Source organism: Rhizobium sp. BK376, from assembly GCF_004341625.1.
In the GTDB taxonomy this organism is placed as follows: Bacteria; Pseudomonadota; Alphaproteobacteria; order Rhizobiales; family Rhizobiaceae; genus Rhizobium.
In genome coordinates, this window is record NZ_SLZG01000003.1 from 185,045 (window position 1) to 197,312 (window position 12,268).

Consider the following 12,268-nt stretch of genomic DNA (forward strand, 5'->3'; position numbering starts at 1 on the left):
GGCGGTCAGGGCAATGGTGGCGGTAACGGCGGCCAGGGTAATGGCGGCGGCAACGGTGGCCAGGGCAATGGCGGCGATAACGGCGGCCAGGGTAACGGTGGCGATAACGGCGGTCAGGGCAATGGTGGCGGTAACGGCGGCCAGGGTAATGGCGGCGGCAACGGTGGCCAGGGCAATGGCGGCGATAACGGCGGCCAGGGTAACGGCGGCAACGGCGGCCAGGGCAACGGTGGCGGAAACGGCGGCCAGGGCAATGGCGGCGGCAACGGTGGCCAGGGCAATGGCGGCGGTAACGGCGGCCAGGGCAATGGCGGCGGTAACGGCGGCCAGGGTAATGGCGGCGGTAACGGCAGCGATCCGCATAACGGCGGTGGTAATGGCGGCGGCAACGGTGGCCAGGGCAATGGCGGCGGTAACGGCGGCCAGGGCAATGGTGGTGGCAACGGCAACGGCGGCGGAAGTGGCCGCGGCAGCGGCGGAAATCGCTAGACGCTCGCCAAGCTATCCCAGATCAATCGACAGCCCGGTTTTACCCGGGCTGTTTTCTTTTGGGCTTCGGTCAACGAGGCCTAGTGCGGGGCCTTGATGAAGGTGCCGTTCTGAAGCTCGCGCATGGCCTGCATGATCTCTTCGCGTGAATTCATGACGATCGGTCCATGCCAGGCGACCGGCTCCTCGATCGGCTTGCCCGAGATCAGGAGGAAGCGGATGCCCTGTTCGCCAGCCTGCACGGTCACTTCGTCGCCGGTGTCGAAGACGACGAGCGTCCGGTTGCCGGACATATCCCGAATATTGACTTCTTCACCGTTGACTTCTTTCTCGACGCGGACGCCGAAAGGCTTCGAAGCGTCGCGGAAGGTGCCCGAGCCGGCAAAGATATAGGCGAACGCGGTCCGATAAGTGTCGACCGGCAGGCGCTTCTTCTTGCCTGGCGGCACCGAAACGTCGAGATAGATCGGCTCGGCGGCGATGCCGTCGACCGGACCCGCCTTGCCCCAGAAGTTGCCACAGAGGACGCGCACCGCCGTTCCGTCATCGTCGACGACAACGGGAATGTCGGCTGATTTGACATCCTGATAGCGCGGCGCCGTCATTTTCAGCGACGAGGGCAGGTTCGCCCAGAGCTGGAAGCCATGCATGCGCCCGGCGAAATCACCTTTCGGCATTTCCTCATGCATGATGCCGCTGCCGGCTGTCATCCACTGGATGTCGCCGGCGCCAAGCTGGCCCTGATTGCCTAGGCTGTCGCCATGGTCGACCGTTCCGGCCAGCACATAGGTGATCGTCTCGATGCCGCGATGCGGGTGCCAGGGAAAGCCGCGGATATAATCCGACGGATTGTCATTGCGGAAATCATCCATCATCAGGAACGGGTCGGTGAGGGACGGGTCACCGAAACCGAAGACGCGATGCAGCTTGACGCCAGCGCCTTCCATGGTCGGTTGCGCGATGCTTTGATGTTTTACAGGGCGAAAGGACATATTTGCCTCCTGGAGTGTCAACTTGACGGTGAATATATCGACGACACTTGTTGAGGCGAAGGGCGACAGACCGAGACGGACTGTTCACAAAAGAAAAATGTTGCGTTGCAAAAATGTGATCGGACCATGTGTCAGAAATCTGTCATTCTTAGCGTCAAGTAGCGGATCGCATTAAGACTTTGTTACCTATTCCGCTGAACAATCGTTCCTTGATTTCGCCATTCTCCCGCAGGACAGGATAGATGCGGGAATCGGAGTAAAGACAAGCATGTGTCGCTGGGCAGCCTATCGCGGAGACCCCCTCTATCTGGAGGAGCTGGTGTCGTCGCCCGCCCATTCCCTGATCGAGCAATCCCATTGCGCAACGCGTGCCAAGACGGCGACGAACGGCGACGGCTTCGGCATCGCCTGGTATGGGGACCGTTCCGAGCCTGGCCGCTATCGCGATATCCTGCCCGCCTGGTCCGACTGCAATCTGAAGAGCCTGGCCCGCCAGATCCGCTCGCCGCTTTTCCTTGCCCATGTCCGCGCCTCGACCGGCGGCGGCACGCGGCGCGATAATTGCCATCCCTTTGTCCATGGCGACTGGTCCTTCATGCACAATGGCCAGATTTCCGATTTCGACCGTCTTCGCCGCCCGATGGAGGCGATGCTGGACGACGAACTCTTTCACGCCCGATCTGGCACGACGGATTCGGAGCTGCTGTTCCTGCTCGCGCTGCAGTTTGGCCTCGCCGAGAACCCCGTCCGTGCGATCAAGGAGACGATCGGCTTCGTCGAGGGTCTCGCCGAGCATCTGACCGGCAAGGCGCTGGTGCGCTTCACGGCCGCCTTTTCCGACGGCAAGTCGCTCTATGCGATCCGTTACGCCACCGATCGAAAGGCGCCGACACTCTATGCCGCACCGCTCGGCAAGGGCAGCGGCTATTGCATCGTCTCCGAGCCGTTGAACGACGATGTCGATGCCTGGACGGAGGTTCCCGATGGCAGTGCCGTCGTCGTCCATCAGGATGGCGTCGAGGTCACTCCCTTCCTGCCGGAAGAGCGGTCGAAGGGTACCCATAAGGGCGCCATCGTCATCCCTGCCTGAAACGATCCGCGATAAGCGCCGCGAGCCGGCTGGCGACCTCGTCCTTGGAGAGGTCGGGCCATTGCTCGATGTCGTCATGGCGGATGATTTTCACGCTGTTGTGCGTGCCGCCCATGATGCCGGTCGAGGGCGAAACATCATTGGCGACGATCATGTCGGCGCCCTTGCGTTCCAGCTTCGAGCGGGCATTGCTTTCGACATCCTGGGTTTCGGCGGCAAATCCAATTACCAGCTTCGGCCGCATCGTGTGGTGACCGACGGTCCGCAGGATGTCCGGATTTTCCGTGAGCGCTAGCGTTGGGATCGATTCGCCGGGATGCTTCTTGATCTTCTGATCGGCCGCTGATGCCACGCGCCAGTCGGCGACGGCAGCCACCATGACGGCGATATCCGCCGGCAACGCGCCGAGCACGGCATCACGCATCTCTTCCGCCCGCTCCACATGAATGACCGTCATGCCCGACGGATCGGGGATGTTGACTGGACCCGAGACCAGCGTCACCTCCGCGCCGAGTTTTGCAAGTGCTGCCGCTATCGCATGGCCCTGGCGGCCGGAGGAGCGATTGGCGATATAGCGCACCGGGTCGATCGGCTCATGCGTCGGGCCGGAGGTCACGATCGCCTTGCGGCCGGAAAGCGGCCCGGGGGCCGTGGTGCCGAACATCTCCTCCGTGGCAGCGACGATCTCCGGCGGCTCGGCCATGCGGCCGACGCCGGCCTCCTTGCTCTCAGCCATCTCGCCGGCCATAGGGCCGACGAAGCGGATGCCGTCGCCTCCAAGCGTTTCGACATTCCGGCGCGTTGCGGCATGCGCCCACATTTTCGGGTTCATCGCGGGCGCGACGAGAACCGGCCTGTCGGTCGCAAGCAGGACCGTCGAGGCCAGATCGTCGGCAAGCCCGTTTGCCATCTTCGCCATGAGATCGGCGGTGGCGGGTGCGACGAGCACGAGATCGCAATCCCGCGCCAGCCTGATATGGCCGACATCCTGCTCGTCCTGTCGAGAAAAGAGATCGGTAAAGACATGGTCGGCGCTAAGCGCCCCGACGGCGAGGGGCGTGATGAACTGCTGCGCGCCCTCGGTCATAACAGGGCGCACCGAAGCGCCACGCTCGCGTAAGCGTCGGATCAGGTCAAGGCTCTTATAGGCGGCAATGCCGCCGGATATGATGAGAAGGATGCGTTTGCCGCTGAGAGCCATGGCTTTTTCCCGTCGCCTTTTTGACCTTGATTTGAGCCTAAGCCTTTGGCTTGCAACATGCAATCAGCCGGTGATCTCGACACAGAAGTCGATGAAGGCGCGCACCTTTGCCGGCACATGTTGGCGCGAGGGATAGAAGGCATAAAGCGGAAACAGCTCGTCCGGCCAGTCGGGGAAGAGGTCGACGAGTTGGCCGCTGTCGAGATATTCCCTGAGCCCGATCAGAAAGACCTGCGCGATGCCGAGCCCGGCAAGGCAGGTTGCAAGCGTCGTCCCGGCATCGTTGACGAGGATGCGGCTGTGCGTTTCGAGCTCGACCACCTTCTTCCCGCGCCGAAGCTCCCATTCGAAAGCCCGGCCGGTTCGCGGGTCCTGATAGAAGATGCAGGAGTGCCTTGCCACGTCGGCCGGCGTCTTCGGCCGGCCATGCCGCTCGATATAGGCCGGCGCGGCGACGGTTATCACCCGCGTCTGCATCAGCTGCCGGGCGATCAATGAGGTCTGCGGCGGCTCGCCGAAACGCACGGCCACGTCCATGCCGTCGGCGATGAGATCGCCGATCTCGTTGCGGGTGAAGATCTCGATCTGCAGCTCAGGATAGCGGTCCATGAACGTGCCGAGCCGCGGGCCGAGCACCAGCCGGGAGAAATAGGGATCGACATTGATCCGCAGCCGTCCACGCACGGACTGCATGGCGCCTGCGGCATTGGTCGCTGCCTCCTCGATGCCACCAAGCAATGGCACGACTTGGGCGTAGAAACGCGCGCCTTCGTCCGTCAGCCGCACGGACCGCGTGGTGCGTTCCAGCAGCCGGACATTGATCCGCGCTTCCAGCCGGGCAATCGCGCGGCTGACCCCTGAAGGCGACAGGCCAAGCGCCTCGGCTGCCCTGACGAAGCTGCCGCCCTCGACAACAGCCGCAAGCACACTGACGCCGTTCAGCAATCGACCGTCGAACATCTCATCCAATCCGTGAACTCATGTCACCAATCATGTGACAGAAGCGCACTTCAGTCAAAGGTTATGTTGGAGGAATATGCGCGCAAACAGGCCGTCGATAAGCGATGGCGGGCGATGAAGGAGCCAATCATGTTTGCTGTCACAGGAATTACGGGTCAGGTCGGTGGCGTTGTCGCCACGCGACTGCTGGAAAAGGGTCTGCCGGTCCGCGCCGTGGTCCGCAATGCGGATAAGGGTGCGGTCTGGAAGGATCAGGGCGCCGAAATCGTCCTCGCCGATATGGCCGATGCAGAGGCGCTGACGAAAGCGTTTTCCGGCGTCGATGCCGCCTTTCTGCTGATCCCGCCGACCTTCGATCCGACACTGGGCTTTCCGGAAGTGCGCTCGGTCATCACGGCGCTGAAGGCTGCGCTTGTTGCGGCCAGGCCGAAGAAAGTCGTCTGCCTCTCGACGATCGGTGCCCAGGCGACGGAGTTCAATCTTCTGAACCAGCTCGGTCTCGTCGAACAGGAATTGTCCGATCTCCCCATGCCGATCGCCTTCCTGCGCGCCGGCTGGTTCATGGAGAATTCCGCCTGGGATGTCGGCCCCGCAAAGGAAAGCGGCATCATCCCAAGCTTTCTTTACCCGCTCGACAAGCCGGTGCCGATGGTCGCCGTCGATGATATCGGTGCCCTCGGCGCTGAGATGCTGCAGGAAGATTGGACCGGCAAGCGCATCGTCCAGCTCGAAGGCCCGGCCCGCATCACGCCCCTGGACATCGCCGCTGCCTTCGCATCCGCTCTTGGAAAGCCGGTCAGGACCGAAGTCGTCGCCCGCGAAACCTGGGAAGAGCTCTTCCGCTCGCAGGGCATGAAGAACCCCGAGCCGCGCATACGAATGCTCGATGGCTTCAACGAGGGCTGGATCGAGTTCGAGGGTGGTGAGAGTGCTTCGCTGAAGGGAGCGACGACGATCGAGGCGGTTGCCCGCGAGCTCATCAAGCGCGGCTGATGCCGGCTTGCGCAGCGATGTTTATCCTTTGAATTCGAAAGGCCGCGGCAGGAGAGGGGTGCCGCGGCCTTTCTAATGCCTCCGAGTGCTCGACTTCTCAGAGGTTGCTCATGCCGCCATCGATGACGAGTTCGCTGCCGACGATGTAGGCCGCCTCGTCAGAAGCGAGGAAGACGATGGTCTTGGCAACTTCGGCAGGGTCGCCGAAACGTCCGACGGGGATTTGCGACTTGATATGGTCGGTCATTGCCTTGGAGTCCGCTGCCGTAGCGCCGAGCTTGTCATAAAGCGGCGTTGCGATCGGACCGGGGCTGACGGCGTTGACGCGGATGCCACGGCCGATGAGTTCGCCTGACAGCGTTTTTGCAAAAGTCAGCAGTGCGCCCTTGGTCAGCGAATAGACGCTGGAATTCGGCATGCCGATATGCGCGTTGATCGAGGTGTTGAGCACGATCGAGGCCGGGTTGGAGAAGATCGGCAGCAGGGCCTGCACGAGGAAGAACGGACCTTTGACGTTGATGGCGATCGATTTGTCGAAGGCCGCCTCGCTCCATTGCTCAAGCGGACCGAATTCCGCCACGCCGGCATTGACGAAGAGGATGTCGAGATGGCCGAATGCGGTCTTCACCGCTTCGGCGACGGCTTTCTGCCCTTCGACATGTCCGGCATCGGCCTGGATGACGAGGGCCTTGTCGCCAAGCTCGGCGCGAGCCGTCTCGACACTCTTGGCGCTGCTGCCGGTGATAGCGACGCGAGCGCCTTCGGCGATGAACTGGCGGGCGGTTTCAAGCCCGATGCCACTGGTGCCGCCGGTAATCAGGGCAGTCTTGTTCTGCAGGCGTGACATGGTTGTATTCCTTGCTCTGAGCCGCCTGGCGGCCCGTTTGTTGAGAATGACAATGCTATGGATTTGCCGACGCGATAATCCGCTCGTTCAGGAAAGGACTTTCCAGCCCAGGCGGATAATCGCGCCATATTGGCGTTAGGTCCGGGTGATCGAGGCGCCACCGTCGACCAGCGAAGCCGTGCCGGTCACGAAGCTTGAATCATCCGAGGCGAAATAGAGAACCGAGCGGGCAAGTTCATCCGGGGCTGCAACACGCTTCAGCGCATGCAGGTTGGTGATGAAGTCCTGCTTGTCCGGCGTATCGTTCATCTCGCGATACATGTCGGTGTCAACCGCGCCCGGCAGAACCGCGTTGACGCGGACATGCTGCGGGCCGAATTCGGCAGCCAGCGCCTGGGTGAGGCCGATCAGGCCCGACTTGCTGGCGGCATAGGCTGCAACGCCCGGGAAGGCGAAGCTGTAGCCGACGAAGGTTGAGGTAAAGATGACCGAGCCGCCGCCATGCTTTACCATCTCGGCGATCTGATGCTTTGCGGCGAGGAAGGACGCGGTGAGGTTGACCGTCAGCGCCTCGGCAAAACCGGCTTCCGAAACGCCGGTGCTCGGGCCAGCCTCGCCAAGAATGCCGGCATTGTTGAAGGCGATGTCAAGCCTGCCGAAGCGTTCGACGGCCAAAGCGACCAGCCCCTTGTGATACTCTTCCGAGCGTACGTCGCCGGCAAGCGCTGCGGCATCGCCGCCTTCAGCCTTGATTTCGGCAACAAGGCTTTCCAGTTCTGCCTGGCGGCGTGCGCCGACGATGACTTTTGCACCTTCGGCAGCAAAGAGCTTTGCCGTTGCGCGGCCGATGCCAGAGCTTGCGCCGGTTACGATTGCGACTTTTCCATTCAAGCGATTCATTGATCCATCTCCTTTGTTGAGGGCGGCCATTTCGTTGGCCTGTCCGATGCAATGGATAATGGCGTTTTTCGATCGTTCGGATTAGTCTCCGTATAATGGAACTCGAATTCGGAATTACCGAACGATGATCAAGATCGAGGGGATCACCGCCTTTGTCGCCGTCGCCGAGGCCGGCTCGGTCAGCGAGGCCGCCCGCCGCCTGCGCCTGTCGAAATCCGTCGTCAGCGAAAGACTGGCGGAACTGGAAAAGACACTCGGCGCCAAGTTGTTGCATCGCACAACCCGTAAGTTGACACTAACGGAAGATGGCGTCGCCTTCCTGGAGCGTGCTACGCGTATCGTGCATGAGGTACAGGAGGCAGCGTCCGATATTGCTGAGCGGCGCGGGACGTTGGCCGGGCCTGTGCGTATAGCAGCCCCCGTCACTTTCGGCCGCCTGCATCTCGGCCCGGCGCTCTATGCGTTTCTCGGCGAACACCCTGATATCGAACTGATCATGGATCTCGACGACCGGCGGGTCGATGCCGCTGCCGATGGTTACGATGCGGTGATCCGGCACGGAACCATCCAGGATACGCGCCTAATCGCCTGGAAGCTCGCCCCCAGCCGCCGCCTGCTGGTGGCTTCGCCGGATTATCTGCTGCGCAACGGCACGCCTGCTTCACTTGCCGAACTCGATAGCCATCGCGGCATCCTCTATACCAACCGGGGCAATTTTGACTGGCGTTTCGAACGGCCTGAAGGCCCTGTCATCGTCCGTGCCCGCTCTGCCCTGCGTATGAACAATGGCGACATGATCGCCGATGCCGCCATTGCCGGTCTTGGCATTGCTCTCCTGCCTGCCTTCATCGCCGGCCCGCCGGTCAAGGCAGGCAAGCTCGTTGAGATCGATGTCGGCTATCGTGCGCAGCCGGAATTCATCTACATGGCCCATTCGGAGGGCCGTCACCCCTCGGTCAAGCTGAAGGCCATGGCCCAGCACCTGAAGCGCGCTTTCGGCAACCCTCCCTATTGGGATGCCGCCGCTCAGGTTGATGTCGATGAAGATGTCTAATCCACCAGCCGCATCAGATTTTCCGTCACCGGCCCGCGCTGCGATTTCAGGATCGTCAGCGCCAGCCGCGCCACCAGCGGCGGCCCCTTGATCGGCCGATAGGCAACGCCGGGTAGCCTGATCTGCGCAATCGAGGCCGGAACGATGGATACGCCGAGATTGGCGGCAACCAGATTGACCACCGACGGAATCTGTGGCGCTTCCTGGGATACGACCAGTTCAAAGCCGGCGTCGCGACAGGCAGCGAAAATATCGTCGTAGAGACTGAGGCCGACAACGCGTGGGAAAAGGATGAAAGGGTCATTGGCAAGGCCGGAAAGCGGCACCTCGGCCTCTCCGGCCAGCGGGTGGCTCGCAGGCATCGCGATCAACATCGGCTCATCGGGAAGCCGCTTCAGCCGAACATCCCCGGGGTCCTCCAGACCGGGGCGGATGAAGGCAGCATCGATCTCCCCACGCATCAATCTTTCCATCAGTGCATTGGTATTCATCTCCGTCAGCGACAGGCGCACATCCGAAAAACGGCTGCGGAACTGACGGATCGTCGCGCTGACGACGGTGTTGAAGGCGGAAGAGGCGGTAAAGCCAAGCGACAGCCGGCCGATCTCGCCGCGATTGGCGCGTTGTGCGGCAAGCTTTGCCTTGTCAGCGGCATCGACGGCCGCCTTCGCCTCCGACAGGAAGGCTTCCCCGGCCGCCGTCAGTTCGGCGCCATGTGGCACGCGATGGAAAAGCTGGGCACCGACCTCATCCTCCAGATCGCGGATCTGCTGGCTGAGTGGCGGCTGGCCGATGCCGAGCTTGGCCGCCGCACGGGTAAAATTTCCGGCCTCGGCGAGAGCCAGAAAATAACGGATATGACGCAGCTCCATCGCTATCTCCAAAACATATTGAGATCGACTGTTCCATATATTGGACAAATGATGATGCCGTGGCTAGATCTGGATGCAAGAAAGGTTGTGCACCATGTCCCGCCCCGCAGAGCAGCAAGCCTCAACGCTTGAAACCCCCTCCCGCCCCGAACTGCGCGTCATCACAAGCGAGCCGAAAGCCGAAGCCCGGCAGTTCCTGACGCGCGGCACGCCGGCCTATAAGCGCGCCAGCTTCGCGCTCTTTCTCTCCGGTTTTGCCACGTTCTCGCTGCTTTATTGCGTCCAGCCGTTGATGCCTGTTTTCTCGCAGGATTTCGGCGTCACGCCGGCTGAAAGCTCGCTCTCCCTGTCGCTTTCGACGGGATTTCTTGCCTTTGCGATTTTCTGCGCCGCCGCGGTCTCCGAAGGCATGGGCCGCAAAAGCCTGATGTTCGCCTCGCTGCTCGGCGCCGCCGTCTGCACGCTGGCCTGTTCGGTCGCGCCCAACTGGCAGGTTCTCCTGGTCTTCCGTGCTCTTGAAGGATTCCTGCTTGGCGGTGTTCCCGCCGTTGCCATGGCCTACCTTGCAGAAGAGATAGATCCGCGCGGCCTCGGCGCCTCGATGGGGCTTTACATTGCCGGCAACGCATTCGGTGGTATGGCCGGCCGAGTGGTGACGGGCACACTGGCGGAATTTTTCAGCTGGCGCCCGGCGCTGGCAGCGATCGGCCTGCTCGGATTGGCAACCGCCATCGGCTTCCTCTTCCTCCTGCCACCGTCGCGCAATTTCGTGCCGCGCAAGGGCTTCCAGGCGAGCTTCCATGTGAAGGCGTGGCTTGGTCACGTCAGAAATCCGGCGCTGCCGCTACTCTTTGCGATCGGCTTCCTCGCCATGGGTTCCTTCGTTACGGTCTATAATTATGCCGGATTTCGGCTGGTGGCCGCGCCCTATAATCTCAGCCAGACCGAACTCGGCCTGATCTTCACCGCCTACCTCTTCGGTATCGTGGCCTCCTGGGCAGCGGGTCGGCTTGGAGACCGGCTTGGTCATTTCGTCGTCATGCCGATCGGGGTGCTGATCGCAGCCGCCGGCACGGCCATCACGCTCGCCTCTTCATTGTTCCTGATCATAACAGGCATCGTGCTTCTGACGATCGGCTTCTTCGTGACCCACTCGGTAGCAAGCGCCCTGGTTGGTCGTCTGGCGCGCGATACGAAGGGCCATGCTTCGTCGCTCTATCTGCTGGCCTATTATCTCGGCTCCAGCATTGCCGGTTCGATCGGCGGATATTTCTGGCTTGTCGACGGTTGGTCGGCCGTGGTTTCCTTCATTCTCGCCATGCTCGCCGCCTGCCTTGTCGCAGCGCTCGGCGCAGCAAAGCTTGGTGCACGCTGAAGGATTTGCCGATGATCCGCATCGACCGTCTCGATCATCTGGTGCTGACGGTCGCCAGCATCGAGGCGACCTGCGATTTCTATGCCCGCGTGCTCGGCATGGGCGTGGAAACATTTGGGCAGGGTCGAAAGGCGCTGACTTTCGGCAACCAAAAGATCAACCTGCATCAGGCAGGCCGCGAGTTCGAGCCGAAAGCCAAGCGACCGACGCCCGGTTCCGCCGACCTCTGCTTCATCACCGAGACACCGCTTGATGCCGTCATCGCCCATCTCGGCGAAATCGGAGCGGCGATCGAGCAAGGCCCGGTCGATCGCACCGGTGCCACCGGCCCGATCCGCTCGGTCTATTTCCGTGATCCCGATGCCAACCTGATCGAAGTCTCGAACTATCTCTAAAGCAATCCCAGCAAAAGTGCGGAGTGGTTTTGCGTCCGGGATTGCGTGAAATCAAGGAGATAGAGCGGCTTTGCGATTCGAAGAAAAGCGAACGCTCTAGGCGGCGCTCTTCAGTCTCTGTCGCGACAAAGCCCGGGCAGCCCTCAGCCGGCCCCACATGTACCAGACCACTGAAAACAGGATCAGCGCGCCGCCGATGGTCGTTGGCATACCGGGATTCTCGCCGAATGCGAGATAGACCCAGAGCGGCCCGAGAACGATGTCGGTGAGCCCGATCAATCCCGCTTCCGCAGCTTGGATGTGGCGGCTGCCGGTCATGAAAAGCAGATAGGCAAGGCCTGAGGTTGTGGAGCCAAAGACGGCAAGGATCGCCAGTTCTGAAGGCGGCGGGATCTGATGCGACATCAACGGCAGCGACAACAGCAGGCAAAGCCCGGAGCCAACGGCGTTGACCGGAGCGAGCTTCAGGGCCGGATGGCGCCGCGCGAAGATCAGCAGATAAGCGAAGCTGACGGTCATCAACAGGGCGAGCCCATTGCCGGCGAGATCGTCGAACCGTGCCGCAAACCCCACCACAACAAGTACGCCGATGAGGGCGATGCCGCTTGCGATCAGCACGCGTCGCTCCGCCCGCTCTCGCATCCAGAGAAAGGCGATGCCGGCGCAGATGAAGGGCGTCGTTGCGTAGATCGCCAGCACATTGGCAACCGAGGTGAATTTCAGTGCGCCGATATAGCCGAACATCGACAGGCCGGCGATGAACCCGGCGAAGAGATAGAGGCCGATCGCATGCTTTGTGCCCGCGGGCGTCGGGCGTCGGTTTTGGTAAAGCGATATGACGAGAAGCGTGAGGCCGCCGAACAGCGACCGCCAGCCGAGCGTCGTCCATGTATCAAGGCCGAGCAGCCGTACGAAAAGCCCGGCACTGCTCCACATCACGGTCGCGATGCTGACGAGAAGGATTCCGTAAGTGCGGCCGTTCATTGGTGCTCCGGGAAGGGCATGCCACGCCTTGGAAGGCGTCGGCCCATAGAGGAAGATCAGTTCTACTGAAGATTGTTCAAGCCCGGCAGCCTGGACTGCGCCATCCGCTATCTCAA

General features: G+C 61.8%; 13 protein-coding genes. 6 read left to right on the forward strand and 7 right to left on the reverse strand.

Going from position 1 to position 12,268, the window contains the following annotated elements; all coding sequences use genetic code 11:
* Window positions 1–489: hypothetical protein (locus tag EV561_RS37840; protein ID WP_245512636.1), on the forward strand; the 489-nt coding region annotated here is incomplete at its 5' end.
* Between the two features lie 80 nt (window positions 490–569).
* Here the strand turns inward: EV561_RS37840 and EV561_RS09315 are convergent.
* Complete coding sequence (locus EV561_RS09315) at window positions 570–1,481, reverse strand: pirin family protein (protein WP_132520482.1); 912 nt, start codon at window positions 1,479–1,481, stop codon at window positions 570–572.
* 268 nt (window positions 1,482–1,749) lie between these two features.
* On the opposite strand from EV561_RS09315, the gene EV561_RS09320 reads away from it, so the two are divergent.
* Complete coding sequence (locus tag EV561_RS09320) at window positions 1,750–2,571, forward strand: class II glutamine amidotransferase (RefSeq protein WP_132520485.1); 822 nt, start codon at window positions 1,750–1,752, stop codon at window positions 2,569–2,571.
* Here EV561_RS09320 and coaBC read toward each other — a convergent pair.
* Complete coding sequence (gene coaBC, locus EV561_RS09325) at window positions 2,558–3,772, reverse strand: bifunctional phosphopantothenoylcysteine decarboxylase/phosphopantothenate--cysteine ligase CoaBC (RefSeq protein ID WP_132520488.1); 1,215 nt, start codon at window positions 3,770–3,772, stop codon at window positions 2,558–2,560. The genes EV561_RS09320 and coaBC overlap by 14 nt on opposite strands.
* A gap of 63 nt (window positions 3,773–3,835) precedes the next feature.
* Complete coding sequence (locus tag EV561_RS09330) at window positions 3,836–4,732, reverse strand: LysR family transcriptional regulator (RefSeq protein WP_132520491.1); 897 nt, start codon at window positions 4,730–4,732, stop codon at window positions 3,836–3,838.
* 129 nt (window positions 4,733–4,861) lie between these two features.
* On the opposite strand from EV561_RS09330, the gene EV561_RS09335 reads away from it, so the two are divergent.
* Window positions 4,862–5,725: an NmrA family NAD(P)-binding protein gene (locus EV561_RS09335; RefSeq protein WP_132520494.1), complete on the forward strand. Its 864-nt coding sequence runs from the start codon at window positions 4,862–4,864 to the stop codon at window positions 5,723–5,725.
* A 97-nt stretch (window positions 5,726–5,822) separates the two neighbouring features.
* Here the strand turns inward: EV561_RS09335 and EV561_RS09340 are convergent, their stop codons facing one another.
* Both EV561_RS09340 and EV561_RS09345 read right to left on the reverse strand, forming a co-directional pair.
* A complete protein-coding gene (locus EV561_RS09340) occupies window positions 5,823–6,572 on the reverse strand; it encodes an SDR family oxidoreductase (protein ID WP_132520497.1) in 750 nt (249 codons plus the stop codon).
* 135 nt (window positions 6,573–6,707) lie between these two features.
* Window positions 6,708–7,472 carry an SDR family oxidoreductase gene (locus EV561_RS09345; RefSeq protein ID WP_132520500.1) on the reverse strand — a complete coding sequence of 255 codons (765 nt, stop codon included), beginning with the start codon at window positions 7,470–7,472 and terminating at the stop codon, window positions 6,708–6,710.
* Window positions 7,473–7,596: 124 nt separating this feature from the next.
* Here EV561_RS09345 and EV561_RS09350 point away from each other — a divergent pair, with 124 nt between their 5' ends.
* Window positions 7,597–8,526, forward strand: a complete 930-nt coding sequence (locus EV561_RS09350) for a LysR family transcriptional regulator (protein ID WP_132520503.1) — start codon at window positions 7,597–7,599, stop codon at window positions 8,524–8,526.
* On the opposite strand, the gene EV561_RS09355 is transcribed toward EV561_RS09350, so the two are convergent.
* Window positions 8,523–9,398: a LysR family transcriptional regulator gene (locus tag EV561_RS09355; protein WP_132520506.1), complete on the reverse strand. Its 876-nt coding sequence runs from the start codon at window positions 9,396–9,398 to the stop codon at window positions 8,523–8,525. The two genes, EV561_RS09350 and EV561_RS09355, sit on opposite strands and share 4 nt — an antisense overlap.
* Window positions 9,399–9,492: 94 nt before the next feature.
* Between EV561_RS09355 and EV561_RS09360 the strand changes: the two genes are divergently transcribed.
* Together EV561_RS09360 and EV561_RS09365 are read left to right on the forward strand one after the other, a co-directional pair.
* Window positions 9,493–10,773 carry an MFS transporter gene (locus EV561_RS09360; RefSeq protein WP_132520509.1) on the forward strand — a complete coding sequence of 427 codons (1,281 nt, stop codon included), beginning with the start codon at window positions 9,493–9,495 and terminating at the stop codon, window positions 10,771–10,773.
* An 11-nt stretch (window positions 10,774–10,784) separates the two neighbouring features.
* Window positions 10,785–11,168: a VOC family protein gene (locus EV561_RS09365; RefSeq protein ID WP_132520512.1), complete on the forward strand. Its 384-nt coding sequence runs from the start codon at window positions 10,785–10,787 to the stop codon at window positions 11,166–11,168.
* A gap of 96 nt (window positions 11,169–11,264) precedes the next feature.
* Here the strand turns inward: EV561_RS09365 and EV561_RS09370 are convergent, their stop codons facing one another.
* On the reverse strand, window positions 11,265–12,152 hold the full coding sequence (locus tag EV561_RS09370) for a DMT family transporter (RefSeq protein WP_132520515.1): 888 nt from the start codon (window positions 12,150–12,152) through the stop codon (window positions 11,265–11,267).
* Window positions 12,153–12,268 lie beyond the last annotated feature (116 nt).